This window comes from Streptomyces albireticuli, assembly GCF_002192455.1.
GTDB classification, from domain to species: domain Bacteria; phylum Actinomycetota; class Actinomycetes; order Streptomycetales; family Streptomycetaceae; genus Streptomyces; species Streptomyces albireticuli_B.
Window position 1 is genome coordinate 1,444,783 of the sequence record NZ_CP021744.1, and the last position, 24,947, is coordinate 1,469,729.

A 24,947-nucleotide genomic window follows, 5' to 3' on the forward strand; every position below is an offset into this window, starting at 1 on the left:
CAGCGCCCCGCGCCCGGGGCCTCGGGACCGCCTCCGTACGGGTGGCGCCGGGGCGCGGCTCAGGCCGTCGCCACCGCGATCGCCGCCGCGTGGCCCGCGCCGACGGCCACGTCCGTGAGGGCCCAGCCCACCGGCGACACCGGGGCCGCGCCGGAGCCCACGTAGGTCACTGCCGGGTTCTCCGACAAGCCCGTTCCGGTGCCCTTGAGGTAGGCCTCCTTGCGGGTCCAGCAGCGGGCGAAGGCCGCCGCCCGGTCCGGGCCGGGCAGCGCGCCGATCTCCGCGGTCTCGTCGGGGTGGAGCATCCGCGCCACCCCGTCGACGACGTCGGCGGGCTGCTCCTCCTCGACGTCCGCGCCCACCGGGGTGTCCGCGAAGGCGAAGAGCGCGAGGTCGCCCGCGTGCGAGAGGTTGAAGTGCAGCGGCGCCCCGGCGACCGCGGGGCGGCCGTGCGGCTTCCCGCAGCCGGGGCACGGCTCGCGCGTCAGCGTGACGTCCGCCGGGCCGGTGCCCAGGTAGGCGCCGAGCAGCCGCCGCAGCCCGAGGTGGGCCGCGGCGTACCGCTCCCGGTGGAGGTCGCGGAAGAACGCCGTGACCCGGGCCCGCTCGCCGGCGTCCAGGATCCGCTCGTACACCTCGGGCGGCTCGGGCGCGTGGTCGGCGATCCGCAGCAGCCACACCTGGGGCGGGCCGCCGCGGACCCAGCCGCCGGGCAGCGGGTCCCGGCCCAGGATCCTGGGCACCTGCCCGCCGGCCCGCCCCGGAACTCCGCCGCCCTCGCTCATCAGCTCTTCTCCCCCAGGTGTGCGGTCACCGCCCGCGCGACCTCCGCCGCCGGGCCCGGCCGCGTCATCTCCGCGTGGGCGCAGTCGATGTCACGGTTGATCAGATTACCGGTGACGTACGGCCGCCAGGCCTCGCGGGTCAGCCACGTCTCGGCGCGGGGCGCCGCGGCGGTGAGGAAGAGGACGTCGCCGTCGAAGACCCGGTGCCGGTGGCCGCGGGTGAGCGCGGTGGTGCGGACGGCGGTGTCGACGACCGCGCCCAGGGTGTCCGCGGGGAGCGTGGCGAACGCGCTGTCCACGGCGCCCAGCCGGGTGGTGACGGCCTCGCGGGTGAGCGGGGTGTCCCCGGCCGCGCAGCCCGCCGTCTCCAGCAGCGCCGCGAGGGCGTCCGCCTCGACCGTGCCGAGGCGCTCGCGCCACTGGTCGGACGGGTAGGCGTCCATCATCGCCAGCAGCTCCACCCGTTCGCCCGCCTCCTGGAGGAGGACGGCGACGGTGTGTGCGAGGACCCCGCCCGCCGACCAGCCCAGCAGGCGGTACGGGCCGTGCGGCTGGATCCCCCGGACGCGCTCCGCGTACGCGGCGGCCATCTCCTCCAGGGAGGCGTACGGCTCGGGCCGGGCGTCGCCCGGGCGCAGGCCGCGGGCCTGGAGCCCGTACAGCGGCTGGTCCGGGGCGAGGTGGGTGAGCAGCGCGGTGTAGCACCAGCCGAGGCCCGCCGCCGGGTGCAGGGCGAACAGGGGGGTGCCGGCGCCGGCCGGGCGCAGCGGCAGGACGGGGCCGAGCGCCGCCTCGTCCGCCGTGCCGTCGGCGCGCATCCGCACGGCGACGGCCGCCGGGGTGGCGGCCTGGAAGAGGGTGCCCATGGCGAGGTCCGCGCCGAGGACGTCGCGGACGCGGGCGACGAGCCGGGCCGCGAGGAGGGAGTTGCCGCCGAGCTCGAAGAAGCTGTCGTCGACGCCGACGTGCGGCAGGCCGAGCGCTTCGGCGAACAGGCGGGTGAGGGTCTCCTCGCGGGCGTCGCGCGGCTCCCGGCCCTCGGTGGTCCCGGCGGTGCCGGGCGCGGGCAGGGCGGCGCGGTCCAGCTTGCCGTTGGGGCCGGCGGGGAAGGCGTCCAGGACCACCACGGCGGTGGGCACCATGGCCTCGGGCAGCCGGGCGGCCACATGGGCCCGCAGGGTCGCGGGGTCCGGCTCACCGGCCTCGGCGGCGGCATCCGCCGAGGCCGGAGTCACATAGGCGACCAGCCGGGGGTCGCCGGGCCGGTCCTCGCGGACCAGGGCGCAGGCGGCGCCGACGTGCTCGTGGGAGGCCAGGACGGCCTCGATCCCGTCGAGTTCGACACGCTGGCCGCGCACCTTCACCTGGCGGTCGGTGCGGCCGAGGTACTCGACCGAGCCGTCCTCGCGCCAGCGGGCCAGGTCACCGGTGCGGTACATGCGCGCCCCGGGCGGCCCGTAGGGGTCGTCGGTGAAGCGCTCCGCGGTCAGGTCGGGCCGGCCGAGGTAGCCGGTGGCGAGCTGGGCGCCGGCGAGGTGGAGTTCCCCGGGGACGCCGGGCGGGCAGGGCCGGCCGGCGGTGTCGAGGACGTAGAGGCGGGTGTTCCAGACGGGCCGGCCGATGGGCACGGGGCCGGTCTCGCCCGGCTCGCAGGTGTGGTGGGTGACGTCGACGGCCGCCTCGGTGGGCCCGTAGAGGTTGTGCAGCGCGGTGCCGGGCAGCAGGCGGTGGAAGGCGTCGGCCGTGTCCCGGGGCAGGACCTCGCCACTGCTGAACACGTGGCGCAGCCCGGTGCACTCCGCCGCGCCGGGCTCGGCGAGGAAGAGCTGGAGCATGGAAGGGACGAAGTGGACGGCGGTGACGCCCTGTTCGCGGACGGTACGGGCGAGCCGGGCGGGGTCGCGGTGGTCGTCGGGGCCGGCGACGACGAGGGTGGCGCCCTCGCGCAGCGGCCAGAAGAACTCCCAGACGGAGACGTCGAACCCGGTGGGGGTCTTCTGGAGGACCCGGTCGCCGGGCGCGAGCCGGTAGCGGTCCTGCATCCAGCGCAGCCGGTTGTCGATCGCGGAGTGCGGGACGACGACGCCCTTGGGCGTGCCGGTGGAGCCGGAGGTGTGCAGGACGTAGGCGGGGTGCTGCGGGGTGAGCGCCCGGCCGGGGTCGGTGGGGTGCAGCTCCGCGAGTTCCGCGCGCAGGGCCGGGTCGTCGAGGGCGACGACGGCCGGCGGGGTGGCGCCCCGCGAGGGGGCGGGCAGCGCGGCGCGGCCGGCCAGGTCGGTCAGCACGCAGACGGGCCGGGCGCCGTCGAGGACGGCGGTGAGCCGGGCGGCGGGGTGCGCGGTGTCCAGCGGCAGGTAGGCGCCGCCGGCCTTGAGGACGGCCAGCAGGGTCACGACGAGGTCGGTGGAGCGGGGCAGGGCGACGGCGGCGAGCGCGCCGGGCCGTACGCCGAGGGTGATCAGGTGCCGGGCGAGGCGGTTGGCGCGGGCGTTGAGCTCGGCGTAGGTGAGGGTCTCGGTGCCGGAGACGAGCGCGGTGGCGCCCGGGGTGCGGGCGGCGCGGGCCTCGATCGGGCCGATCAGGGTGGTGGGCGGCACCTCGACGGCGGTGTCGTTGAACTCGGTGAGGACCCGCTCGCACTCGGCGTCGGTGGCCAGGGCGAGGCCGCCCAGCGGCAGGTGCGGGTCGCGGTCGGCGATCCGGGCCAGCAGGTCGAGGAAGCGGTCCTGGTGGGTGGCGAGTTCGTGCTGCCCGTAGAGGGCGGGGTTGCCGTCGTAGTCGACGCGCAGGCCGGTGCCGTCGGCGCGGTCGTAGATGTTGACGGTGAGGTCGTCGACCGGGCCGGAGACGATGTTGTGGGCGTCGGAGCGGGCGCCGGCGAAGGTCAGTCCGTAGTCGAACGGCATGACGTTGACGAGCCGGCCGACCAGGGCGCGGCCCTCGCCGAGGAGGCCGAGGTCGCGGCGGATGTCCTCGTAGCGGTAGCGCTGGTGGCGGCGGGCGGCGCGGATGCCGAGGACGACCTGGCGGGTCAGCTCGGCGAAGGTGGTGTCGGCGGTGACGGTCAGCCGCAGCGGCAGGACGTTCATGACCATGCCGGGGACGCGCAGGGCGACCGAGCCCATCCGGCCCATCATGGGCAGGCCCAGCACGACCTCTTCGGCGCGGGTGGCGCGGGCGAGGTAGAGGGCCTGGGCGGCGAAGAGCACATCGGTCCAGGTCGCCCGGACGGAGCCGGCCAGCCGGCGGAGCCGGTCGGTGCGCTCGGGGGCGAGGTGGGCGGTGCTGCGCACGGAGGTCCGGGAGGGCAGGGCGGTGCGGCCGGCCAGGGTGGGGGCCTCGGGGCGGTCGGCGAAGCCGGCGAGCCAGTGGGCGCGGTCGCGGTCGCGCGCCGGGGAGGTGCGGTAGGCGGCGTCCTCCTCGACGAGCGCGGCGAGGCGGCCGAAGGGGCTGGGGCCCGGGTCGGTGCCGGCCACGAGCGCGGAGTAGACCTCGGCGACGCGGCGGGCGACGAGGGAGTAGCCGTAGCCGTCCAGGACGGCGTGGTGGACGCGCTGGTACCAGAGCCAGCGGTGGTCGCCGACGCGGAAGAGGCCGTGGGCGAAGAGCGGTCCGGCCGCGAGGTCGAAGGGCTCGGCGGCGTCCGCGCGCATCCAGGCCCGCGCGGTGGCGTCGGGATCCCCCTGGTCGCGCAGGTCGGCGGCGTAGAGGGGGAAGCCGTGGCCGGGCGGTTCGACGGCGATGGGCAGCTGGCGCGGCCCGTCGGCGGTGCCGGTGATCCGTACGCGCAGGGCGTCGGCCTCGCCCACGGTGCGGTGCAGGGCGTCGGCGAAGCGGGCGGGGTCCACGTCGCCGTGGATCTCGATGCACTCGGCGGTGTTCAGGGCGGGGCTGCCGGCGTCGAGCGCCTGGGCGAACCACATGCCCGACTGGGCCGCGGTGAGGGGCAGCCCCTCCGGCGCGGGCGTGCGCGCGCCGGAGGGGCCGGGGAGGGGTGCCCGGTCGAGCGTGCGGACGGTCATGTCCGGGCCCCCAGCAGGGGGACCCACTGCTCGATGGCCGGCTGCTCGGCGAGGTCCACGAAGGTGACCTCGGTGCCGTGGTCACGGCGCCAGCGCTCGACGAGGGTCATGATGCGCACCGAGTCGAGGCCGTAGTCGACGAGGTTCTCGTCGTCGGGGATGTCCGCGGGGTCCTCGCCGAGGACGTCGGCGACATCGGCGCGGATCTGGTCGAGGGTGAGAGCCATGGTGTTACGCCCCTTCGAAGAGCCGGTCGGTGGTGGTCACCACGGCGCACTTGGCGGCGGCCCAGCGCAGTGCCATGGCGTGGTCCTCGGCGGAGAAGTCCGCGACGGCGTCGGCCACGAGGAAGGGCTGGATGTCGCGCATCCAGGCGTCGGCGGCGCTCATCAGCACGCCGATGTGGGCGTACACACCGACGATGATCAGCTGGTCGCGGCCCTGCGCGGCCATCCGCTCGGCGAGGTCGGTGCGGACGAAGGCGCTGTACTTCCACTTCGTCAGAACCGTGTCGGCACCGGTGGGCGCGACGGCCGGAGCGATCGCCTCGGCGTCCTCGTCGTCGGGCAGGCCGGGGCCCCAGAAGTCCTGCTGGAGGCCGCGCTCGGCGGCGCTCTGGCCGCCGGGCTGCGCGGAGTAGACGACGGGCACGCCCAGCCGGTCGCAGCTCTCCTTGAGCGTGGCGACGTTGGCGAGCAGCTCGGTGACGGGCGAGGCGCCCGCCTCGAACGCGCCGAGGAAGTAGTTCTGGAGGTCGTGCACGAGCAGCACGGCCCGGGCCGGGTCGACGGTCCAGTCGACCTTGTTCGCGGGCAGGCTGTCCGCGGCCGGCATCGGGTACGGGGAGATGGCAGGGAGCGCCATGGTGTTCGGTGGGCCTTTCTCAGTGCTGTGCGGGGGCGAGCCGGGCGGCGATGGCCGCGCGGAGGTCCTTCTTGGACACCTTGCCGATGCCCGTCTGCGGGAACTCCTCGACGAACTCCACCCGGTCGGGGACCTTGTAGGAGGCCAGCCCGCGCTCGCGGACGAACTTCTTGATGGCGAGGGACTTCACCGGGTCGGCGCCCTCGCGCAGGACGACGTAGGCGCAGGTGCGCTCGCCCAGGTAGTCGTCGGGCATGGAGACGACGGCGGCGTCGTGGACGGACGGGTGGGCGAGGATGTGGTTCTCGATCTCCTCGGCGGCGACCTTCTCGCCACCCCGGTTGATCTGGTCCTTGGCGCGCCCCTCGACGACGAGGTGGCCGGTCTCCGTCTGCCGGACGATGTCGCCGGTGCGGTAGAAGCCGTCCGCGGTGAAGGCGGTGGCGTTGTGCTCGGGCGCCCGCCAGTAGCCGCGGATGGTGTACGGGCCGCGGGTGAGGAGGTGCCCGGTCGCGCCGGCGGGGAGGTCGTTGTCCTCGTCGTCGACGACCCGGACCTCGTCGTCGGGGGAGATCGGGCGGCCCTGGGTGGTGACGACGGTCTCGTACGGGTCGTCGAGGCGGGTGTAGTTCACCAGGCCCTCGGCCATGCCGAAGACCTGCTGGAGCCGGCAGCCGAGCGCGGGCGTGACCCGGCGGGCGGCCTCCTCGCTGAACTTGGCGCCGCCGACGAGCAGGACGTCCAGGCTGGAGAGGTCGTGCGCGGTGGCCGCGGCGGCCTCGGTCCACACCAGGGCGAGCGGCGGTACGAGCCCGGTGAGGGTGACGCCCTCGCGCTCGATGAGGGGGAAGGCGACGTCGGGGCTCGGCCGGGGGGCGAGGACGACGCGGGCGCCGGCGTAGAGGGCGCCGAGGGTGCCGGGCGAGCTCAGCGGGAAGTTGTGGGCGGCGGGCAGGGCGCAGAGGTAGACGCTGTGCTCGTCCACGGCGCAGAGTTCGTTGGAGCCCCACAGCGAGTAGATGTAGTCGTCGTGGGTGCGCGGGATCAGCTTGGGCACGCCGGTGGAGCCGCCGGAGAGCTGGAGGAACGCCAGGTCGTCGGGGCGGGGGCCGTCCGTGATCTCCACCGGGTCGCGGGCGACGTCGCGCAGCGCGGTGTGCTCGCCCGGGTCGCCGACGACGAAGACGTGGCGGAGGGTGCCGGTCCCGGCCCGGACCTTGCTCGCCAGGTCGCGGTGGTCGAAGCCGGCCTCGACGTCGGGGATGACGTAGGCGACGGCCTCGGTGAAGGCGCAGAAGTGGCGGATCTCGCTCTCGCGGTGGGCGGGCAGCGCGAAGACGGGCAGGGCGCCGATCCGGAAGAGGGCGAAGACGACCTCGAAGAACTCGGCGACGTTCGGCAGCTGGAGGACGACCCGGTCGCCCTTGGCTATGCCGTGCTCCAGGAAGCCGGCGGCGAGCCGGTCGGCGCGGGCGTCGAGCTCGCCGTACGTCCAGGCCCGGCGGCCCGCGCCGCCCGGCTCGGCGCCGGGGTCGACGATCGCAATCCGGTCCGGGTGGGCGGCCGCGCGGTCGCGCAGCATCTGCCCGAACGTTTCACCGCGCCAGTAGCCGGCGGCGCGGTAGCGCTCGGCGAACTCGGCGGGGTACCCGGGGGCGTCGTCCTGGGGGGTGGTGCGCTGGCTCATCGGCCGGCCTCCTGCTGGTCCGCGCCGACGGCGTCGAGGAACGTACGGAACTTGGCGCCGGTCTCGGCGGTCTCGGCCTCCGGCGAGGACTGCTCGACGACGCCGGCACCGGCGAACAGCCGCAGGGTGCGCCCCTCGGCCTCCGCGCAGCGGATGGTGACGACCCATTCGCCGTCGCCGCGGGCGTCGCCCCAGCCGACCATGCCGGTATAGGCGCCGCGGTCGAAGGGCTCCAGCTCGTTGATGACGTCACGGGCGACGTCGGTGGGGGTGCCGCAGACCGCCGGGGTGGGCTGGAGGGCGGAGGCCAGCTCCAGGGCGGAGACGGCCGGGTCGGCCAGTTCGCCGGTGACGGTCGTGGACAGGTGCCACATGGCGGCGGTGCGCACCAGGGTGGGGCGGGCCGGCACGTCGAGGGTGCGGGCGAAGGGGGCGAGGGCCTCGCGGACGGCGTCGACGACGACGGCGTGCTCGTGGAGGTCCTTCTCCGACTGGAGCAGGGCGGCGGCGCGGCGGACGTCCTCGGCGAGGTCGGCGCTGCGCGGCGTGGAGCCGGCCAGCGGGTTGGCCACGAGGGTGCGGCCGCGGCGGGCCACGAGGAGTTCCGGGCTGGCGCCGAGCAGGGTGCGGCCGGGGGCCGACGGGACGGCGAAGGTGTAGCCGGAGGGGTCGCGGCGGGCGAGCCGCTGGAGCAGCGCGGGCAGATCCAGCTCGCGGTCGGAGCTGAGCTCCAGGGTGCGGGCGAGGACGACCTTGCTGAAGTCGCCGCGCTTCATGCGGCGGACGGCCTCGGCGACGGCGGCGCCGTAGACGGCGGGCTCGGGGACCGGGCGGATGTCCCAGCAGGCGAGCGCGGGGGCGGCGGCGGGCAGGGCGATCAGCGGGTCCTCGGCGAGCGGCGGGGCCCAGCGGACGGCCTCGGGCACGGCGAGCGCGGCGGGGGCGGTCGGGTCGAAGGGCACCGCGCCGATGACGACGGGCGCCTGGTTGCCCGCCAGGAGCTGGGCGTCGAGGGTCTCGGTGACGCGCTGGACCAGGGGCGCCGTGCCGTGCGGGACCTCGGCGCGGACGCCGTGGGCGAGCAGGGTGCGGGTCGGGGAGGCGAAGAAGCGGGCGCGCCCGGGCTCGTAGGCGTCGAGCAGCGAGGTCGCGGCGCCTACGGTGTCGGCGGCCGCCGTGGGGCGGTGGCCGGGGGCCCCGGGTGCCGCGGGTCCGCCGCTGGTCGGGGCGGGCACGTCGGGCTCGCTCGGCCGGTCGGCGACGTGGTGAGCCGTGGTCACCTGCTGCTCCGTTCTCCCGACGGGTCTCGTCGGGTCTGGGTTGTTACGTTCCGCGGGGTCGGGTCTCGCCCCTGCGCGGTGTCCCGCCGCGGCGGGTGATGTCCGCCGCGCGGGGCTTCCGGGTGCGGGGCCGGGCCTCCGGGGGCCTGGTGAGGGGCTGCTTCGCTCTACGCCCCTCACCAGGCCCCCTCCGGCCCGGCCCCTCCCGTGAGTGGGTGGGGGAGGTGAGTGGTGGGTGCGGCCGGCGGTCGAGTGCCGGCCCGATGCGTCGTCAGGCGCGCAAGGTCGCGCCGCCGTCGACGTAGAGGTCGTGCATGGTGATGTGCCGGGCGCGGTCCGAGACCAGGAAGGTGACGGCGTCGGCGATGTCCGAGGGCTCGGCGATCCGGCCGAGGGGGATGCCGACGCGGTAGCTCGCGGGGTCGCCCTCGATGACGCGGAGGGGGGCCTGCTCGTCGGTCCACAGGTCGCGCTGCATGGCGGTGTCGGTGGAGCCGGGCGAGACGACGTTGCAGCGGACGCCGCTGCGGCCCAGCTCCAGGCCGAGGCACTTGGTGAACATGGTGGCGGCGGCCTTGGAGGCGGCGTACGCGGCCATGCTGGTGCGCGGCACGCCCGCGGCGTTGGAGCCGACGGTGACGATGCAGCCGGAGCGGCGTTCGGCCATCCGGCGGGCGGCGGCGCGGGAGGCGTTGAAGACGCCGGTGGAGTTCACGGCGAAGGTCCGCTGCCAGATGTCGTCGGTCATCTCGACGACCGGGGAGGTGCGCAGCACGCCGGCGACGTTCACGAGGATGGCGAGCGGGCCGACGGTGCGCTCGACCTCGTCGAGGACCGCCTCCACGGCGGCGCTGTCGGCGACGTCGGCGGTGTGGGCGGTGACGGTGTCCCGGCCGAATTCGGCCTCCAGGCGCTTGACGCCGTCCGGGGTCCAGTCGAGGGCCGCGACGCGTGCTCCCTGTGCGACGAGGGCGCGTGTCACGGCCTCGCCTATGCCCTGGCCGGCTCCGGTCACCAGCGCGACGCGGCCGGAGAGTTCGGACTGCTGCACGGCTGTTCCCCCGATTCCATTCATACTAAGGTAAGCCTCACCTTACATGCCCGGCTCGCTCGCGACGCATCGGCCGGGCGGGCCGGGGCGCCCGGCCGCGCCCACGCACGCCCGGACGGAAGGGGTCCGGAGCGGCACGCGGGCGCAGCGGGCACGAATATAGGCTTAGGTTAGGCTAACCTCAGGCTCTTGCCTATAGGAAGGCGCCCCCGGCGTGCGCCCCCCCTGACCGCCCCTCACCCGTCCCTCGCGGAAACCGGGTTCACTTCACGAACTCCAGCGCGGGCACCCCCGGCGCCGTGACCCCGAAGGTCTGGGCGTAGAGCGAGAGCTCCGCCTGGAGCGCGCGGACCATGGTGTCGGCCCGGCGGAAGCCGTGTCCCTCCCCCTCGAACGTGAGATAGGCGTGCGGCACCCCGTGCCCGGCGATCGCCTCCAGGAACCGCTCGCTCTGCGCGGGCGGGCAGATGGGGTCCGCGAGCCCCTGCAACAGCAGGAACGGGGTGGAGACGCGGTCCGCCCGGGCGAGCGGCGAGCGCTCCCGGTAGCGGTCGGCGTCCTCGACGGGGCCGATCAGGCTGTCCGGATAGCGCGACTCGAAGTCGTGCGTGCCGCCGCGCGCCCACGTCAGCAGGTCCAGCACCGGGTAGAGGATGGTGGCGCAGGCGTAGAGACCGGTGGCGGTGAGCGAGCAGGCCGCCGTCCAGCCGCCCGCGCTGCCGCCGCGGATCGCCAGCCGGGCCCGGTCCGCGGTGCCCTCCGCGGCGAGCGCCTCGGCCACCGCCGCGCAGTCCTCCACGTCGACCACGCCCCAGCGGCCCCGCAGCCGCTCGCGGTACTCCCGCCCGTACCCGGTCGAACCGCCGTAGTTCACCTCGACGACGCCGATGCCGCGCGAGGTGAAGTAGGCGATCTCCAGGTCCAGGACGAGCGGCACCCGCGCGGTGGGGCCGCCGTGCGCCCACACCACGTACGGCGGCAGCTCGTCCGCGGGGCCGGTGAAGTCGGGGTTGTGCGGCGGGTGGACATGCGCGTGGATCTCCCGGCCTCCGGGGCCGGTGAAGACGCGGATCCGCGGCTCCGGGTAGTACGCGGCGTCCACCCGGTCGACGTGCCGGGCGCCGATCGCGCGGGCGCGGCCGGTGCACGCGTCCAGCTCCACCACCTCGTACGCGCCGCGGGGGCTCGCCGCGACGCCCACGGCCCGGGTGCCGCTGACCGCCAGCGTCGCCGCCCACTCCGTCCACGGCCCGGCCGCGTCGACCACCTCACCGGTGGCCGGGTCGAGTATGCCGAGGACCGCGGCCCCGCGGCCGTGCACCACGGCGATCAGGCCGTGCGGCAGCGGCGCGAACCAGCGCAGCCCGGGGACCCACAGCGGTCCCGCGAACTCCTCCTCGCGGCGGCACAGGGCGGTGAGCTCCCCCGTGTCCGGGTCCACGCGGTGGAGGTTCCACCAGCCGGAGCGGTCGGTCGCCGCGAGGAGCGAGCCGTCCGGGGCCCACTCGACCTGGGCGACGGCCTCCGCGGGTCCGCCCAGCACCGTGCGCGCCCCCGAGAAGCGGCCGTCCCCGGTGACCTCGGCCGTCCGCAGCTCGGTGCCCTCCCAGGGCATCCGCGGGTGGTCCCAGGCGATCCAGGCCACCCGGCGCCCGTCCGGGGAGAGCCGGGGACCGGTGACGAAGCGGTGCGTGTCCGGTGCCAGCTCCCGGACCGCGCCCCGGTCCTCGGCCGCGGAGCCGTCCAGCGGCACGGCCACCGGCACCCGGCGCACGTCCGACGGGCCCTCGCCGGTGAACTCCTCCAGCACGCACCACACTTCGCCGCGCTCCGGCAGCAGCACCGGGTCCGCCCAGCGGCGGCCGCCGCCCACCGGCGACAGGGGCGTCAGGGGCCGCGGCCCGCCGCCGCCCGGGGCGTCCGGCTCGTAGGCGTAGAGCCGCTGGTCGGTGAAGTGGGTGAAGACCACCAGCGGGCCACCGGTCTCCCGGGGCACGGCCGCCCACGGGCAGCCGCCGTACTCGAAGACGCGGTTGCGCACGTTCCACGGCGCGGGCAGCACCGCCCGCTCCTCGCCGTCGGCCCGCCGGCGCACCAGGGCGAAGCGACCCTCCTCGCGCGGGCGCGGCGCCACCCACCACACCTCGTCACCGACCGTGCCCACGAAGTTCGGCCGGCCGCCGTGCGACGCGGCGAGCTCGGCGTCGATCGGGGACTGCCACGCTCCGTAGGGCGCCGTGGACACCATGTTGCTTACGCCTCCTCAGGACGGTTCATCAGACTGTGTCGAGCAAGAAGTGGTCGAGCACCCGGACGCCGAAGTGCAGCGCGTCCACGGGCACCCGCTCGTCGACGCCGTGGAACAGCGCCTGGTAGTCGAAGCCGGCGGGCAGCCGCAGCGGCGAGAAGCCGTAGCCGGCGATGCCCAGCCGGGCGAACTGATTGGCGTCCGTGCCGCCGGACATGCAGAACGGCACCACGTGCCCCTCCGGGTCGAAGCGCTCGACGGCGGCCCGCATCCTCGCGAACAGCGGGGCGTCGACCGGCGCCTGGGACCCCGGGCCGTGCTGGACGAACTCCCAGTCCACGGTCGGCCCGGTGAGCCGGTCCATGGTGGCGCGGAACTCCTCGGCGCCGCCCGGCACCACCCGACCGTCGACCCGGGCCGTGGCGGTCCCGGGGATCACGTTGACCTTGTACCCCGCGTTCAGCATCGTGGGGTTGGCGCTGTTGCGCACCGTCGCGGCGACCAGCTTGGCCGCCGTGCCCAGCTTGGCCAGCAGCTGGTCCACGTCGAAGTCCCGGGCGTCCGGGTCGGCGTCGATGCCGTAGAGGACCGAGATCTCGCGCAGCGCCGCCCGGACGGCCGGGGAGAGCCGCACCGGCCATTCGTGCGCGCCGATCCGGGTGACGGCCGCCGCGAGGGCCACGACCGCGTTGTCATGATTGATCTTCGAGCCGTGGCCGGCCGTGCCCCGGGCCGTGAGCTCGATCCAGCATGTGCCGCGCTCCGCCGCGGCCACCGGGTAGAGCCGCAGCCCGCCGTCGGCGTGGAAGGTGTACGCGCCCGACTCGCCGATGGCCTCCGTGCAGCCCTCGAAGAGCCCGGCGTGCTCCTCGGCGAGGAAGCGGGCGCCCGCGGTCGCGCGGTCCTCCTCGTCGGCGGTGAAGGCGAGCACGATGTCCCGGCGCGGCCGCGCGCCCGAACGGGCCCAGGACCGCACGGTGGCCAGCACCATGGCGTCCATGTTCTTCATGTCGACGGCGCCGCGGCCCCACACCGTGCCGTCCCGGACCTCGCCCGAGAAGGGGTGGACGGTCCAGTCGGCCGGGTCGGCGGGCACCACGTCGAGGTGGCCGTGGACCAGCAGCGCCGGGGCGTCCGGGTCCGTGCCGGGGATCCGGGCGACGACATTGGTGCGCCCCGGCTCCCGCTCCAGCAGGACCGGGTCGATCCCGGCGTCGGCCAGCAGCCCGGCGACGTACTCGGCGGCGGGGCGCTCCCGGCAGTCCCCGTCGCCCCGGTTGGTGGTGTCGATCCGGATCAGGTCCGAGGTGAACCGGACCGCTTCCGCGAGGGCCCGCTCGTCCGGCCCCGCGTGCCCGGTCCCGGTCGCCGTGCCCGTCCCGCTCTCAGCCATATTGCTCCTCCACCGACGCGCCCACGACGGTCGTGACCGCCTTGAAGCAGCGGATGCCTTCGTACATGGTCGGCGTGGTGTAGGAGACCCGGCGCTCCCCGCACTGCTCGACGCCGGGGACGCAGGTGGCCTGACCGGCCAGATGCTCGGCGTCGAATTCCAGCTCCAGCGTGAAGGGCCCGCCGCGGACCGGTTCGTGCCGCACCGCGAGGGCCGTCGCCTCCCGCGCGGCGGCCCGGATGTCCGCGGCCGTGACGGCCGGCGGGCGGCAGACCGCCGCGTACCGCGAGACGTAGTCCTTGACGGCGACCGAACGGGCGTCGGGGGCATACCCCTTGGCGTCCTCGCAGGTCCGGTCGTCGCCGGTCACCAGCACCACGGGCACACCGTATTCCGCGACGACCAGAGAGTTGAGCAACCCCTCGCTGGCCCGCGTGCCGTCCACCCATACGCCGGTGAGCGAGTTCGCCAGATAGGTGTGGGCGAGCACCCCCTCGGCCCCCGCGGCCGCGTGGTACCCGACGAACGCGATGCCGTCCACGTCACCGTGCTGGACGCCCTCGACCATGCTGAGGGACTTGTGCTTGCCCGTCAGCAGTCGCGCCCGCTCGTCCAGCTCCTCCAGCAGCAGATTGCGCATGGACCAGTGCGCCTCGTTGACCAGGACCTCGTCGGCGCCCCCGGCGAAGAACCCGGCGATGGCCGCGTTCACGTCCGAGGTGAACAGGTGCCGGCACCTCTCCCACTGCGACGCGCCGGGCAGCACGTCGGCCGGCCAGGTGACACCGGTGACGCCTTCCATGTCCGCGGAGATCAGGATCTTCATGTCCCGTCACGCTACGCGAGGGCGCACGCCCGGACCAGAGCCCCGCGCGCACGGAAGCGTGTGTCGCCTTCACACGGCCTGCCGCCGGTCCGCCGCCCCCGGGAGGCACGGCAGGAGCGCGGCCGGCAGATGGCGGCGGCCGCCGACGCGCAACTTGCGGTAGACGCGGGTCAGATGCTGCTCGACGGTGCTCGGGGTGATGTGCAGCCGGGTGCCGATCTCCCGGTTGGTGTAGCCGAGCGCCGCCTGCGCGGCCACCCTCAGCTCGGCGTCGCTGAGGGCGGCGAGCCGGTCGTCGGGCGTCCTGGGCGGCCCCGGCCGGGCCCCGGGTTCCCGCACCAGGTCGAGGACGTCCGGTGTGCGGACCGTGACGCCGCCGGCCCGCGCCTCCCCGGCCGCGGCCAGGGCCGTCCGGCGGGCACGGGCGGGGTCCCCCGCCTCCTGGTGGGCGCGGCTGAGGTCCGCCAGGGTCCGGGCCAGTTCGAGCCGGTCGCCCGACGCGCGTAGATCGGCGACGGCGTCGCGCAGCAGCGGCACCCGCTCGCCCCGGCCGGCGCTCGCGGCGAGGATCCGCCGGGAGATCCCGCGCAGCCGGGCGCCGATCGCGCCCGGCCGGGCCAGCTGCGCGGTCACCAGGTCGCGGGCCGCGTCCCGGTTGCCCAGCCGGAGCTGGGCCTGGGCCAGGTCGCCGCGCCAGGGCACGAGCGCCGGGATGTCCACGCCCCACTCGCGCATCAGGTCGCCGCACCGCGTGAAGTCGGTGTACGCGGCCAGCACCCGGTCCGTCGCGAGGTGCAGATGGCCGCGGGCGTGCAGATAGCGCAGCCCGAACACCGTTTCGAAGGTGTGGTCGGGCGGCATCTGCTCCAGTTCCGCGTACGCCTCGTCGTACGCGCCCGTCGCCGTCGCCGCGAGGACCAGCGTGGAGAGCGGGTAACCGATCAGCACGCCCCAGCTCTGCGCCCTCGCCAGGTCGAGCGCTGTCCGGGCGTACGCCCCGGCGGCGGCGGGGTCCCCCTGGCGCAGCGCGAGGTCCGCGCGCACACTGCCGAGCATCGCCCGCCAGGCGGGGGCGCGGCGCCGGACCGCCTCGGCCACCAGGCTGTCGCACCAGGCCACGGCGCGGTCCAGTTCGTCGGCGTAGGTCAGCGCGATCAGGCCGGTGGCGAGGACGCCCAGCGAGGTCTCGCTCAGCCGCGAGCCGCGCAGCAGGTGCCAGGCGCTCTCGACCAGTTCGTCGCGGCGCCAAGCGTGCAGCCGCGCGCCGAGGACGGCGGCCGCCCGGGTCCAGGGGTCGGCGGCGTCCGGCCGGGCGGGCGCGGCGCGGCCCGGGGCGGCGCGGCGCGGGCCGTAGATCCACTGGTAGGTGAGGTCGATCTCGGCGGCGGTCTGGGCGTCGAGCCGGCCGTTCCCGCCGTGCAGCAGGGTGAGCGCCTTCTCCGCCTCGCCGTGGTCGCCGCGCCAGAGCAGGTTGCGGACGACGACCGGCATGTCCCGCGCGCTGGGCCCGGGGTGGGAGAGGGCGTCGCGCAGCGGGGTCAGCCGGATCGCGGCGGACGGGTTGGTGCGCCAGCGGGCCATGGCCAACTCGGCGGTGACTGAGGCCCGTTCGTGTTCGTCCCGGCAGCAGCGGCGGGCGAGGCCGAGGTACTCGGCGGCCAGGCGCGCGTCGTCGTTGACCACGAGGGCCCGCCGGGCCGCCTCGCGCAGCGGGGCGACGGCCCACGGGCCGGGCACCCCGCCCGCGGCCACGAGGTGGTCGGCGACCTCCTCGGCGACCGCGCCGTGGTGGTAGAGGAGTTCGGCGGTACGGGCGCGCAGCCGGTGCGCCTCGGCGGGGTCCAGGTCCTTCAGCACGGCCGCGGCGACGGCGGGGTGGCGGAACCGGCCGGCTTCCAGCAGCCCGGCCTCGCCGAGCGCCTCCAGGCCGCGGGCGACGAGGCCGGGGGGCGAGCCCAGCAGCTCCCCGGCGAGCCGGGCGGAGGCGCGCGGGCCGAGCAGGGCGACGCCCCGCGCGAGGGCGGCCAGGCCGGGTTCCCAGCGGTGCAGGCAGGCGAGCACGGCGCGGTCGAAGGCCTCCCCCACCGCCGGCGGGCCGCCCGGGTCGCCCGCGGCCGCGTCGTCCTCGATCAGGGCGCGCACCAGCGTGGGGTTGCCCCCGGTGAGCCGGTGGTAGGTGGCGGCGCAGCGGGCGGCCCTTGCCGGGCCGAGGCTCTGTGCGACGAGCCGGGCCACGCCGTCCCGCGTCAGGGGCGCGAGCCGGATCCGGCGGTACGGCGGGCCGGTGAGCTCGGCGCGCAGCGCGGCGGAGGCGGACCGGGCGCACCAGACGTCGGCCCACTCGGTGAACAGCAGCAGGGTGCGCGCGGGCCGGACGCACCGGCGCAGGTACAGCAGGGCGCGCAGGGACTCCTCGTCCACGAAGTGCAGGTCGTCGACGGCGATCACGACCGTGCGGTGCTCCGCGAGCCTGAGCAGGGCCTCGCAGGCCTCCCCGATCAGGCCGGTGCCGGTGCGGCGGCCCTCCGGTCCGCCCCGCTCCCCCGCCCGGTCCGGGGCGAAGGCCGGGTCGACCACCGCCTCGGCCACCCGGCGGACGAGGTCCGGTGGCAGCGGGGCGTTGTGCACGAGCTGGCTGAGGACGCCGAGGCGTACGGTGCGCTCCGGCCGGGAGCCGGCGGCCATGAGCAGCAGGGCCCCGGAGCCGAGGACGTGGTCGCAGAAGGCGTGCAGGAGCTCCGACCTGCCGCCGGCGGGCGGGCCGCTGACGACTACCGTGCGGCCGCGGCCCCCTTCGCATTCCTCATAGGCGTTCCTGAGAGTCGCAAGCGCGTCCTCCCTTTCCACCAGCGTCGCCATTTCCCTGCATCCCCCATGCGGTGGCGACCGACGGCCCCCCGGCCTGACCGGCCGACACAAATCAAGTGCTGGACGCGTGACCGACTCAGGCCCGAACGGTCGTTCACGCATCACCCCCGTATCGAGACGGTGTTCGATCCCGACAGGCCCAAACGTAACCCCCGGAGGTCCGTACCTTCGGGCTCCTTTGCCCAATCTTTGCGCGATGCGCGAAGCGAACGGGGGCGGTGGATCACCCCTCCGTCCCTCCGGCTCGCACCCGGGGGCTCGGCGACCGGCATTCCGCGCCGGACGGATCACCCACCGGAAAGGATCTTTTCTCCACGGCCGCTCACGGCGCCCGCCTGCGCAAATGCGGAACGGTCCGCGATTCGGGCCGCGGCGGAGTCCGATCGTCCGAAGATTAGGGGGGCCTAGGGGGATCTCCCCGCGCCCCCGGCTCCCCCACTCTGGGCAACCTCGGAAGCGCCGGACGCGTCATGGTCCTCAGTGACCCGGCGACACACGACGGACAGGGCACCCGGCCGAGCGCCGGTGCCCGGCCCGGCGGCGCGGCCGGGTGCGATACGGGGGATCACATGGACGCGCTCAATCATTTCGAAACCAGGAACACCTTTCTGCTGTCCCGGCTCGAATGGCTGGCCGGTTTCGCGGTCGCCGTCACCCTGACCGTCATGCATTGGGGCGACATCCGCTGGCCCGTGTTCATCGGGCTTTTCGTGGTCATCGACGCGATCGGTTATGTGCCGGGCGCCCTCGCGTTCCGCAGGTCGCGCACCGGGACGATCTCCAGGAATTACCACCTCGCCTACAACGTCATGCACAGCCTGCTGACGGGAGCGGCCGTCGCCGGCCTCTGGGCCTGGCTGGTGCGGCCGGAATGGGCATTGCTCGCGATACCCGTCCACCTGCTGGGCGACCGCGGCATCTTCGGGAATTCCCTGAAACCGTTCCGGATCTCCTTCGAGCCGAAGAAGCACGCGTTGTTCGAGGAATTCGAGGCGGCCTGGTCCCGTACGGCCTCCCCCGCGGCCACCCGGCGGGAAGGCCGTACGACCGAGGCCACGGAGACGTCCACAGTGAGGAGTTCCACCGATGCCGCCAGCCACCCCGGCCCCTGACGAGATCCACAAGCTCCTCCAGCGGTACGCCGACAACCCCAGCGCCTTCCTCGCCCTCAACGAACGGACCGAGCACTTCCGGGCCGACGGTCTCGACGGGTTCGTCGCCTACCGCGCCTCGGGGCGCCATCTCCTCCAGTTCGGCGGCCCGTTCGCCCACCCCGCGGAGCGGGCGGCCCTGCTGGCGGCCTTCCGGGCGCACGCGGCGCGGTCCCGCAAGCGGGTCATCGCGGTACAGCTCCAGAGCGAGGACGCCCGGCTCTACGCGGCCAACGGCTTCACGGTCAACCGCCTGGGCTCGTCCTACGCGATCCGGCTGGCGGACTTCACGCTGCGCGGCAAGCCCTTCGTCCGGCTCCGCAACAAGATCTCGCGGGCGCGGCGGAGCGGGCTCGTCGTCGAGGAGGCCGACCCCTTCGCCACCGACGCCGAGCTGACCGCGATCGACCGGGACTGGCTGCGCGGCAAGGGACGGTTCACCAAGGAACTGGCCTTCCTCGTCGGGGAACGGCTGGGCGCGGCCGCCCCGTCGCGCCGGCTCTTCGTGGGGCGTATCGAGGGCGCCGCCGTCGGCTACATCTCCTACTCCCCCGTCTACGGCACCCGGCCCGGCTGGCTGCACGACCTCACCCGGCGCCGCCGGGAGGCGCCGCCCGGGGTGATGGAGGCGATCAACGCCACCGCCGTCGAGGCCTTCTCGGCCGAGGGCGCGCCCTGGCTGCACCTGGGGTTCACCCCGTTCGTGGGCCTGGACAGCGAGCCGGAGCCGCCGGGGGCCGGGGCGGGCGTCGCCCGGATCGTGCGGTTCCTCGCCGCGCACGGCGAGAAGGTGTACCCGTCGCGGACCCAGCTCGCCTACAAGGAGAAGTGGGCCCCGCACGTCGTCCTGCCGGAGTACCTCGCGTTCGAGGGCCGGCCGAGCCTCGGCGCGATCGTACGGCTCATGCGGGTCGCCAATGCCATCTGAAGTCACCGGGCCCGCCCGCGCGGCGGCCCCACCGAGCGCAGTGCCCCGTACCGAGGCGCGTCGAAAGGCGGATGACATGAGGTTCTTGGCGAGGGAGCGGGCGACCCTCGACGCGCTCCTGCCGGGTCTGGACAAGGAGTTGGCCGGCCGCCCGCTCGGCGAGCTGGAGAGCCCGGGGAACCCCGGTGTCAAGGCGTTCAAGGAGGCGGGCGGCGCGGGGCTGCTCGTACCCGCCGCGCACGGCGGCAAGGGCGCCGACGCCCTGGCCGCGGTCCGGGTGCAGCGGGCCATCGGCTCCCGCTCGCCGTCGCTGGCGGTCGCCACCACGATGCACCACTTCTCGCTGGCGAGCCTGGTCGCGCTGAGCGAGACCGGCAACGGCTTCGAGTGGATGCTGCTGACCGGCGTCGTGACCGGCAATCTGCTGCTGGCCTCGGGCTTCGCCGAGGGACAGCCGAACGGCAGCATCCTGCGCCCCACCATGTCCGCCCGGGTCACCGGGGACGGCGTGGTGATGAACGGCGCGAAGCGGCCGTGCAGCCTGGCCCGTTCGATGGACCTGCTCACCGCGAGCGTGATGGTGCCCCGCGAGGACGGCGAGGGCGAGCAGCTCGCCGTCGTCCTCATCCCGGCGGAGAGCCCGGGGCTCGCGGTGTCCCCGTTCTGGGGCAGCTTCGCCCTGGCCGGCGCGGAGAGCGACCAGGTCACCGTGACCGACGTGCTGGTGCCGCACGACCTCGTCGTGCGCACGGAGGTGCCCGAGGGCGAGGTGCTGGACGACATCCAGACCACCGGGTTCGTCTGGTTCGAGCTGCTGATGACGGCCAGTTACCTGGGCGCGGCGAGCGCGCTGGTGGAGCGGCTGGTCGGCAACGAACGGGTGCCCGAGCTGGAGCGGGTGCGGCTGGTGGGCGAACTGGAGGCCGCCGTGGCGGCGGTGGAGAACGTGGCCCGGCAGACCGGGGCCGCGCTGTGCGGGCAGGAACTGCTGGTGGACTCCCTGCACGTGCGCTACGCCGCCCAGGACACCCTGGCGCGGGTCGTCCCGCGCGCCGTGGAGCTGCTCGGCGGCCTGAACTTCATGAGCTCCGACGACATCGGTTATCTGGCGGCCGCCGTGCACGGGCTGGGGCTGCACCCGCCCGCCCGCGCCAAGATGGCCGCGCCCCTGGCCCGCTACCTCGCGGGCCACCCGCTGGAAATAGTTTAGGGAGCAAGGAAATGAGCAAGCCGACGCTGCTGCTCACGGGGGCCACCGGAGTGCTCGGGCGGGCCTTCGTGGAGGAGCTCGCCGAGGACCACCGGGTGATCGCCCTGCGCCACCGCGCGCCGGTCGACGACCCCCGGGTGACGGAACTCCAGGGCACCCTCGACGACCCCTTCCTCGGGCTCGGCGCCGAGGGGTTCCACGATCTGGCACGCCGGGTGGACCTGGTGCTGCACTCGGGGGCCCGTACGGCCTGGAACACCTCGCGGGAGGCCCTGTTCGCCGCCAACACCACCGGCACCGCCCACATGCTGGGCTTCGCCGAGGCCGCCCGGGCGCCCTTCTACTACGTCAGCACCGCCTTCGTCGCCCGCCCGCAGGAGGAGGAGCGGACGGCCTCGGGGCCGGGCGCGTACGTCGCCTCCAAGATCGCCGCCGAACGGCTGGTGCGCGAGAGCGGCCTGGAGGCGGCGATCGTCCGCCCCTCCGTGGTCGGCGGCGACTCGCGCACCGGCCGGATCGCGGCCTTCCAGGGCATGCACCAGGTGATCGGCGGATGCGTGCAGGGCGCGATCCCGGTGGTGCCCGCCGCCGCCGATTCACCCTTCGACCACATCCCGCAGGACCTGGTGGCCAGGGGCGTCGGGAAGCTGCTGCGCGACGGCGTCACCTCCGGCGAGTACTGGCTCACCGGCGGCCCCGCCTCACCGACGGTGGGCGAGCACATCGACCGCATCCTCCGGGTCGCCGAGCGCTTCGGGCACCGGCCGCCCCCGCCCCGGCTGATGCCGGCGGAGGCCGTGAACCGGCTGCTGCTGCCGATGATGCAGGACGTCATCCCGCGGTCGCTGCGCCGGCGGTTCGCCGGCTTCGAGGACCTGATGCTGCTCTTCCAGTCCTCGGCCAGCCTGGAGTCCTCCTTCGGGGCGCTCGGCATGGCCGGCGAGGTGACCCACGACGCGCTGCTGGCCGCCTTCGACAAGTCCGTCGCGTACTGGATCGCGCTGAAGGCGCCGGCCGTGGAGACGGCGGCATGAGGGCCCGGACCACCGGTGCGGGCACCGGGAGCGCGCTCCTCGCCGAGGGCTCCGGGGACGCCCCGGGCCCCACCGTCACCGAACTGACCGGGCTCCGCTACGAGCGGCACTTCGGCCCCGGCAAGGCCGCCCTGGCCCGGCTGCTCGGCACCGTCGTCGAGACGTACTCCGAAGGAGCGTGGATCACCGCCGCCGACGGCAAGCGGTACCTGGACCTCGGCGGGTACGGCGTCTTCATCCTCGGCCACCGCCACCCGCGGGTGGTCCGCGCCGTCAAGGAGCAGATCGACACCCATCCGCTGGCCACCCGGGTCTTCCTGGAGCCGGTGGCCGCGGCCGCCGCGGCCGCGCTGGCCTCCGTCACCCCCGGCGACCTGGACATGGTCCACTTCGTCAACTCCGGCGCGGAGGCCACCGAGGCCGCGCTGAAGCTGGCCCGGGCGCACGGCCGGAACGCCGTCGTCACCACCCGGCGCGGCTTCCACGGGAAGACCCTCGGCGCGCTGAGCGTCACCGCCAACCGGAAGTACCAGGACCTCTTCGAGCCCCTGCTGCCCGGCGTCCGCGAGGTGCCCTACGGGGACGCCGGCGCGCTCCGGGAGGCCCTGGCGGCCACGCCCGGCCGGGGCTGCGTCATCGTCGAACCCGTGCAGGGCGAGGGCGGGGTGCGGATACCGCCGCCCGGGTACCTGCGCGCGGTCGCCGACGCCTGCGGCGAGTTCGGCGCCTTCCTGATCGTGGACGAGATCCAGACCGGGCTCGGCCGCCTCGGCACCTGGTGGGGCTGCGCCGGCGAGGGCGTCGTGCCCGACATGCTGCTGGTCGGCAAGGGGCTGTCCGGCGGGGTGGTGCCGGCCGCGGCCATGGTGGCCCGGCCCGCGGCGTACCTCCCGTTCGGCCGCGACCCGATCCTGCACTCCTCCACCTTCGGGGCCTCGCCGATCGCCTGCGCGGCGGCCCTGGCCGCGGTGGAGACCATCCGCGACGAGGGGGTCGTGGCCCGGGCCGCGCGACTGGGCGAGCGCCTGCTCACCGAGGTCCGGGAGATCGCCGCCAAGCGGACCCCGGACCTGATCGCCGACGTCCGGGGGCGCGGCCTGCTGATCGGCATCGAGCCGGTGGCGCAGCGCTTCGTCGGTGAGCTGCTGCTGGAGTTCATGGACCGCGGCGTGCTGGTCAACCACTCCCTGAACGCCTCCGAGGTGCTCCGCCTCACCCCTCCGGCATCCCTGTCCGAGGACGAGATCCAGCTGTTCCTGCGGGTGGTCGACGAATCGCTGACCGCCGTCGCGGAACGCGCCTGACGAAAGGTTCCCCGCCATGCCCACCGTGACCCTGAGGGTGCTCGCGCCCGCGCTCGCCCCGACCGACGCCTACGCCCGGATCAGCGACTTCGCCCGTTACCCCGAGATGACCGCCACCGTGGAGAGCGTGGTCGTGAACCCGCCGTCGCCGGACGGCTCCGTACTGTCGGAGTGGACCGTCCACTTCCGCAACGGGCTGATGAAGTGGACGGAGCGGGACACCTTTTCGCCCGAGGCCTCCGCCATCGCCTTCGAGCAGGTCAGCGGCGACTTCGCGACGTTCCGCGGCACCTGGGGGGTGAGCGCGGACGGCGCGGGCGCCCTGGTCTCCTTCGACGCGGAGTTCGACCTGGGCATCCCGACCCTGGCCGCGATCCTGGACCCCGTCGCCGAGGCGGCCCTGCGCGACAACATCCTGAAGATCCTGGAGGGGCTGCTCGGCGAGGCGCAGGAGGTCGTGGCGGACCCCGAGCTCGCGGAGTCGGCGCAGCCGTGAACAGCGTGTACGCCGCGGCCCCCGAGCTCGGCACGGAAGCCTGCCGGAGCCTGTACCGGAAGCTGGCCGCCGGGGTGACCGTGGTGACCACGTGCGGCCTCGACGGCGAGCCCCAGGGGCTCACCGCGTCCTCGGTCACCACGCTGTCGCTCCGCCCGCCCATGATGCTGGTCTGCCTCGCCACGGGCTCCGGCACCCTGGCGGCGATCCGCACCCGCCGGGCCTTCGCGATCCACCTCCTGCGGGCGGAGCAGACCGCCCTGGCGGCCGCCTTCGCCAGCAGCTCGGGCACCGGCAAGTTCGCCGGGGTGGAGTTCCAGTGGGCGCTCGGCATCCCCGTCCTGCCCGGCACCATGGGCTGGGCGACGTGCGCGCTCGCGGACGAACGGCGGTACGGGGACCACAGCGTCGTCGTCGGCAGCGTCATCTCCGTGAGCGACGGCAAGGGCGAGCCGCTGATCTGGCACGACCGGCGGTTCCGGGAGCTGTCGGCGAGGGAGCGGCGGGATGCGTTCGCCGAGAACTGAGCCACGGCCCCGGGAGGAGCCGCCGTGGCGCCCCGACGACACGCCCGGGGCCGCCCGCCTCGCCGGCCGGGTCACGGCCGACGTGGCGGTCGTCGGCGCGGGCCTGACGGGGCTGACCACCGCCTACCGTCTGCTCACCCGGGCGCCGGGACTGGACCTCGTCCTGGTGGACGCCGACCGGCCGGGCGCCGGGGCCAGCGGGCGCGGCACCGGGCTGCTCGGGCCCCGGGTCGGCCCGCCCGTCGACGTCGCGCGGCGGCGCTTCGGCGACGAGACCGCCCGCCGCGCCTACGAGGCCAGCGTCGGCTGGGTGCGGGAGGCCGTCCGGCTGGCCGGCGAGCTGGGCGCCGACTGCGGCCTGGTCCCGGCCGGCCAGCTCGTGGTGGCCGGCTCGCCCCGCGCGGCGGCCGCGCTGAGGCGCCGGGCGGCCGCGTACGGCGCGCTGGGCCTCGACCCCGAACTCCTCCCGGATCCCGGCCGCTTCCACGCCGCGCTGCGCTTCCCGGTCGCGGCCACCCTCGACCCGGCCGCGCTCACGGCGGCGCTGGCCGCCGAGGTGACCCGGCTCGGCGCGCGCCGCTTCGACCACAGCCCGGTGCGGGCGGTGCGGCGCGGCGAACTCGCCTTTCCCTCGGGGATCCTGCGCGCCCGGTGCGTGGTCTTCGCCGTCAACGGCTTCGCGCGGTCGCTGCGGCTGCCCGTCGGCACGGTCGCCCCGCTGGAGGTGCGGGCCGTCGCGACCGCGCCGCTGCCGCCCGCGCTGCGCGCGCGCCTGGGCCCGGAGCCGGTCATCGACGTGACCCCGCTGGGCCCCTACCACCGGCTGACCCCGGACGGCCGGCTGGTCATGGGCGGCGGACCGGCCGACTGCCCGCCGCCGTCCCGCCCGGCCCGGCGCGAGCGCGCCTGGGACTGGCTCGCCGAACGGCTGCCCCCGGACGTGGAGATCACCCACCGCTGGTCCGGACGGATCGGCATGACCCGCGACGACCTGCCCGTGGTCGGGCGGATCGGCCCAGGCACCTGGTTCGCGGGCGGCTGCTGCGGCCACGGCCTGGCCCTGTCGGTGGCCACCGGCGCGTACCTCGCCGACGCCCTGACGGGCCACGCCCCGCCGCCGGGCGACGGCGGCCCCCCGCCGGCGCTGCCCTGGCACCGCACCCGCGGCCCCTGGCTGCCGACGGCCGGCGCGGCCCGCCCGGCGCTCCGGGCCTACCTCCGGCTGCTGGCGCACCGGGCCGGGCGGGACGGGATCCGGTGCGACGGCTGACCG

19 protein-coding genes are annotated in these 24,947 nt (G+C 75.4%); 8 read left to right on the forward strand and 11 right to left on the reverse strand.

Going from position 1 to position 24,947, the window contains the following annotated elements; genetic code table 11:
- Positions 1-59 precede the first annotated feature (59 nt).
- From SMD11_RS06350 to SMD11_RS06400, 11 genes are all read right to left on the reverse strand, one after another.
- Positions 60-785 (reverse strand): 4'-phosphopantetheinyl transferase family protein, encoded by a 726-nt coding sequence (locus SMD11_RS06350; RefSeq protein ID WP_087925499.1) that lies wholly within the window; start codon positions 783-785, stop codon positions 60-62.
- Positions 785-4,807, reverse strand: coding sequence for a non-ribosomal peptide synthetase (locus SMD11_RS06355; RefSeq protein ID WP_087925500.1), 4,023 nt, complete (start codon positions 4,805-4,807; stop codon positions 785-787). Before SMD11_RS06355 ends, SMD11_RS06350 begins: the two co-directional genes overlap by 1 nt.
- Positions 4,804-5,034, reverse strand: coding sequence for a phosphopantetheine-binding protein (locus SMD11_RS06360; RefSeq protein ID WP_087925501.1), 231 nt, complete (start codon positions 5,032-5,034; stop codon positions 4,804-4,806). Before SMD11_RS06360 ends, SMD11_RS06355 begins: the two co-directional genes overlap by 4 nt.
- Before the next feature lie 4 nt (positions 5,035-5,038).
- On the reverse strand, positions 5,039-5,671 hold the full coding sequence (locus tag SMD11_RS06365; RefSeq protein ID WP_087925502.1) for an isochorismatase family protein: 633 nt from the start codon (positions 5,669-5,671) through the stop codon (positions 5,039-5,041).
- Between the two features lie 19 nt (positions 5,672-5,690).
- The gene (locus tag SMD11_RS06370) at positions 5,691-7,358 is read right to left on the reverse strand and encodes a (2,3-dihydroxybenzoyl)adenylate synthase (RefSeq protein ID WP_087925503.1); all 1,668 of its coding nucleotides are present in this window, start codon (positions 7,356-7,358) and stop codon (positions 5,691-5,693) included.
- Entirely contained in the window at positions 7,355-8,593 is a 1,239-nt protein-coding gene (dhbC, locus tag SMD11_RS06375; protein ID WP_418952507.1) for an isochorismate synthase DhbC, read from the reverse strand. Before dhbC ends, SMD11_RS06370 begins: the two co-directional genes overlap by 4 nt.
- Positions 8,594-8,909: 316 nt before the next feature.
- Positions 8,910-9,713 carry a 2,3-dihydro-2,3-dihydroxybenzoate dehydrogenase gene (locus tag SMD11_RS06380; RefSeq protein ID WP_087925505.1) on the reverse strand — a complete coding sequence of 268 codons (804 nt, stop codon included), beginning with the start codon at positions 9,711-9,713 and terminating at the stop codon, positions 8,910-8,912.
- A gap of 238 nt (positions 9,714-9,951) precedes the next feature.
- Positions 9,952-11,937: a prolyl oligopeptidase family serine peptidase gene (locus tag SMD11_RS06385; RefSeq protein WP_199843808.1), complete on the reverse strand. Its 1,986-nt coding sequence runs from the start codon at positions 11,935-11,937 to the stop codon at positions 9,952-9,954.
- Positions 11,938-11,965: 28 nt separating this feature from the next.
- On the reverse strand, positions 11,966-13,330 hold the full coding sequence (locus tag SMD11_RS06390; RefSeq protein ID WP_087925506.1) for a M20/M25/M40 family metallo-hydrolase: 1,365 nt from the start codon (positions 13,328-13,330) through the stop codon (positions 11,966-11,968).
- Positions 13,323-14,156, reverse strand: coding sequence for a M55 family metallopeptidase (locus tag SMD11_RS06395; protein WP_087925507.1), 834 nt, complete (start codon positions 14,154-14,156; stop codon positions 13,323-13,325). Before SMD11_RS06395 ends, SMD11_RS06390 begins: the two co-directional genes overlap by 8 nt.
- A 69-nt stretch (positions 14,157-14,225) precedes the next feature.
- On the reverse strand, positions 14,226-17,015 hold the full coding sequence (locus SMD11_RS06400) for an AAA family ATPase (RefSeq protein ID WP_159395246.1): 2,790 nt from the start codon (positions 17,013-17,015) through the stop codon (positions 14,226-14,228).
- Between the two features lie 578 nt (positions 17,016-17,593).
- Between SMD11_RS06400 and SMD11_RS06405 the strand changes: the two genes are divergently transcribed.
- The 8 genes from SMD11_RS06405 (at position 17,594) to SMD11_RS06440 (ending at position 24,944) form a co-directional block, all read left to right on the forward strand.
- A complete protein-coding gene (locus tag SMD11_RS06405) occupies positions 17,594-18,136 on the forward strand; it encodes a hypothetical protein (protein ID WP_234365925.1) in 543 nt (180 codons plus the stop codon).
- A complete protein-coding gene (locus SMD11_RS06410) occupies positions 18,111-19,103 on the forward strand; it encodes a DUF2156 domain-containing protein (protein ID WP_087925509.1) in 993 nt (330 codons plus the stop codon). Before SMD11_RS06405 ends, SMD11_RS06410 begins: the two co-directional genes overlap by 26 nt.
- 76 nt (positions 19,104-19,179) lie before the next feature.
- Complete coding sequence (locus tag SMD11_RS06415) at positions 19,180-20,313, forward strand: acyl-CoA dehydrogenase family protein (protein ID WP_087925510.1); 1,134 nt, start codon at positions 19,180-19,182, stop codon at positions 20,311-20,313.
- Positions 20,314-20,324: 11 nt separating this feature from the next.
- Entirely contained in the window at positions 20,325-21,347 is a 1,023-nt protein-coding gene (locus tag SMD11_RS06420; RefSeq protein ID WP_087925511.1) for an SDR family oxidoreductase, read from the forward strand.
- The gene (locus SMD11_RS06425; RefSeq protein WP_087925512.1) at positions 21,344-22,651 is read left to right on the forward strand and encodes an aspartate aminotransferase family protein; all 1,308 of its coding nucleotides are present in this window, start codon (positions 21,344-21,346) and stop codon (positions 22,649-22,651) included. Before SMD11_RS06420 ends, SMD11_RS06425 begins: the two co-directional genes overlap by 4 nt.
- Positions 22,652-22,667: 16 nt before the next feature.
- Positions 22,668-23,147 (forward strand): type II toxin-antitoxin system RatA family toxin, encoded by a 480-nt coding sequence (locus tag SMD11_RS06430; RefSeq protein ID WP_087925513.1) that lies wholly within the window; start codon positions 22,668-22,670, stop codon positions 23,145-23,147.
- The gene (locus SMD11_RS06435; RefSeq protein ID WP_199843809.1) at positions 23,144-23,674 is read left to right on the forward strand and encodes a flavin reductase family protein; all 531 of its coding nucleotides are present in this window, start codon (positions 23,144-23,146) and stop codon (positions 23,672-23,674) included. The genes SMD11_RS06430 and SMD11_RS06435 overlap by 4 nt, the downstream gene beginning before the upstream one ends.
- Positions 23,655-24,944, forward strand: coding sequence for an NAD(P)/FAD-dependent oxidoreductase (locus SMD11_RS06440; protein ID WP_087925514.1), 1,290 nt, complete (start codon positions 23,655-23,657; stop codon positions 24,942-24,944). Before SMD11_RS06435 ends, SMD11_RS06440 begins: the two co-directional genes overlap by 20 nt.
- Positions 24,945-24,947: the final 3 nt, after the last annotated feature.

Coding starts and splice junctions, on each gene's coding strand:
- SMD11_RS06350 (WP_087925499.1), bottom strand. CDS start 785: ATGAGCGAGGGCGGCGGAGTTCCGGGGCGGGCCGGCGGGCAGGTGCCC.
- SMD11_RS06355 (WP_087925500.1), bottom strand. CDS start 4,807: ATGACCGTCCGCACGCTCGACCGGGCACCCCTCCCCGGCCCCTCCGGC.
- SMD11_RS06365 (WP_087925502.1), bottom strand. CDS start 5,671: ATGGCGCTCCCTGCCATCTCCCCGTACCCGATGCCGGCCGCGGACAGC.
- SMD11_RS06400 (WP_159395246.1), bottom strand. CDS start 17,015: ATGGCGACGCTGGTGGAAAGGGAGGACGCGCTTGCGACTCTCAGGAAC.
- SMD11_RS06405 (WP_234365925.1), top strand. CDS start 17,594: ATGGACGCGCTCAATCATTTCGAAACCAGGAACACCTTTCTGCTGTCC.
- SMD11_RS06420 (WP_087925511.1), top strand. CDS start 20,325: ATGAGCAAGCCGACGCTGCTGCTCACGGGGGCCACCGGAGTGCTCGGG.
- SMD11_RS06415 (WP_087925510.1), top strand. CDS start 19,180: ATGAGGTTCTTGGCGAGGGAGCGGGCGACCCTCGACGCGCTCCTGCCG.
- SMD11_RS06410 (WP_087925509.1), top strand. CDS start 18,111: ATGCCGCCAGCCACCCCGGCCCCTGACGAGATCCACAAGCTCCTCCAG.
- SMD11_RS06370 (WP_087925503.1), bottom strand. CDS start 7,358: ATGAGCCAGCGCACCACCCCCCAGGACGACGCCCCCGGGTACCCCGCC.
- SMD11_RS06380 (WP_087925505.1), bottom strand. CDS start 9,713: ATGAATGGAATCGGGGGAACAGCCGTGCAGCAGTCCGAACTCTCCGGC.
- SMD11_RS06385 (WP_199843808.1), bottom strand. CDS start 11,937: ATGGTGTCCACGGCGCCCTACGGAGCGTGGCAGTCCCCGATCGACGCC.
- SMD11_RS06425 (WP_087925512.1), top strand. CDS start 21,344: ATGAGGGCCCGGACCACCGGTGCGGGCACCGGGAGCGCGCTCCTCGCC.
- SMD11_RS06395 (WP_087925507.1), bottom strand. CDS start 14,156: ATGAAGATCCTGATCTCCGCGGACATGGAAGGCGTCACCGGTGTCACC.
- SMD11_RS06430 (WP_087925513.1), top strand. CDS start 22,668: ATGCCCACCGTGACCCTGAGGGTGCTCGCGCCCGCGCTCGCCCCGACC.
- SMD11_RS06440 (WP_087925514.1), top strand. CDS start 23,655: ATGCGTTCGCCGAGAACTGAGCCACGGCCCCGGGAGGAGCCGCCGTGG.
- SMD11_RS06360 (WP_087925501.1), bottom strand. CDS start 5,034: ATGGCTCTCACCCTCGACCAGATCCGCGCCGATGTCGCCGACGTCCTC.
- SMD11_RS06390 (WP_087925506.1), bottom strand. CDS start 13,330: ATGGCTGAGAGCGGGACGGGCACGGCGACCGGGACCGGGCACGCGGGG.